Below are 1,264 nucleotides of genomic sequence, written 5' to 3'. Positions count from 1 at the left end.
GGGACTGCCCCCACTTCAGTTGACTCGTGGGGTTGAGCGGTTCAGGCCGCGTATGCGACTTGGTTGATTGTCTCAAACTCGATCGGGGTGAGCTTTCCGAGGCGGCGTTGGCGGCGCTTGCGGTGGTAGGTCCGCTCGATCCAGGTCACGATCGCCAGTCGCAACTCCGCCCGGGTCGACCAGCGTTGCCGGTCGAGGACGTTCTTCTGCAAGAGAGCGAAGAACGACTCCATCGCGGCATTGTCGCCGCATGCCCCCACGCGACCCATCGAACCTTGTAAACCATTGCGAGACAGTTCATGTACAAATTTCCGTGATCGAAATTGACTTCCGCGGTCCGAGTGCACAATCGTCCCGACAGGCTTACGTAGCGCGACGGCATTGCGCAACGCAGACACAGCCAGCGACGCCTTCATACGGGAGTCGATCGAGTACCCGACGATCCTGTTCGAGTGCAGATCCTTGATCGCACAGAGGTACAACTTGCCCTCGTCGGTGCGATGCTCGGTAACGTCGGTGAGCCAGAGTTCGTTGGGCCGCTCTGCGGTGAATCGGCGGTCGACGAGGTCGTCGTGAACAGGCGGGCCCGCTTTTCTGTTCAGGCCTTTCTTCTTCGCGAACACCGACCAGATGCGCTCTTGCGAGCACAGCCTGGCGACACGGTTCTCTCCGGCGGCGATTCCATGGCCGGGTAGTTCGTCGGCGATGAAGCGGTAACCGAATGCGGGATCGTCGGCATGGATGGCGCGGGCGATGTTGATCAGATGCGCGTCATCCCAATCACGTTGCGTGACCGGATATTTCTTCCATTTGTAGAACGCTTGGGTGGAGAAACCGAGAACCCGGCAGGTCACCGTGACGGGCACTCCGTCGGCGGCGAGGTCGAGGACCAGCGGGAACATCATTTTGGGTTGACGTCCCGGGACAGATAGGCCACGGCACGACGCATGACCTCTGCTTCTTGCTCGAGGAGCTTGATCCGTTTGCGGGCTTCCCGCAGTTCTGCTGACTCGTCTGAGCCGGAGGATTTCCCGCCGGCGCCGATGCCGTCCTCGCGGTCGGCGATCTTGAGCCAGCGGTGCAGGCACCCCTCGGAGATCCCGAAGTCCTTGGCGATCTGACGCAACGGGGCCTCGCCCTTGCGGGCGACGGCGATGACGTCACGGCGGAACTCGGCGGGGAACGGCTTCGGCATGGGAAACATCCTTCCATCGTGAGGAGTGATCCTCACAGATCAGATGTCAACCAAACCGGGGGCAGTCCC

The 1,264-nt window shown here is 61.5% G+C and carries 1 protein-coding gene; it reads right to left on the bottom strand.

All coding sequences use genetic code 11. The annotated features are described in order from the left end of the window. Positions 1 to 41: 41 nt before the first annotated feature. Positions 42 to 1,195 (bottom strand): IS3 family transposase gene (locus AC0B44_RS21240; protein ID WP_471904702.1). Its coding sequence is split into 2 segments (ribosomal slippage): positions 42 to 907 and positions 907 to 1,195, totalling 1,155 coding nucleotides; the frame shifts between segments, so codons are not numbered across the junction. Positions 1,196 to 1,264 lie beyond the last annotated feature (69 nt).

Source organism: Rhodococcus sp. NPDC019050 (genome assembly GCF_055664235.1).
Note: the sequence above shows the minus strand (reverse complement) of the source record. Positions and strands in the feature narration are given on the sequence as shown.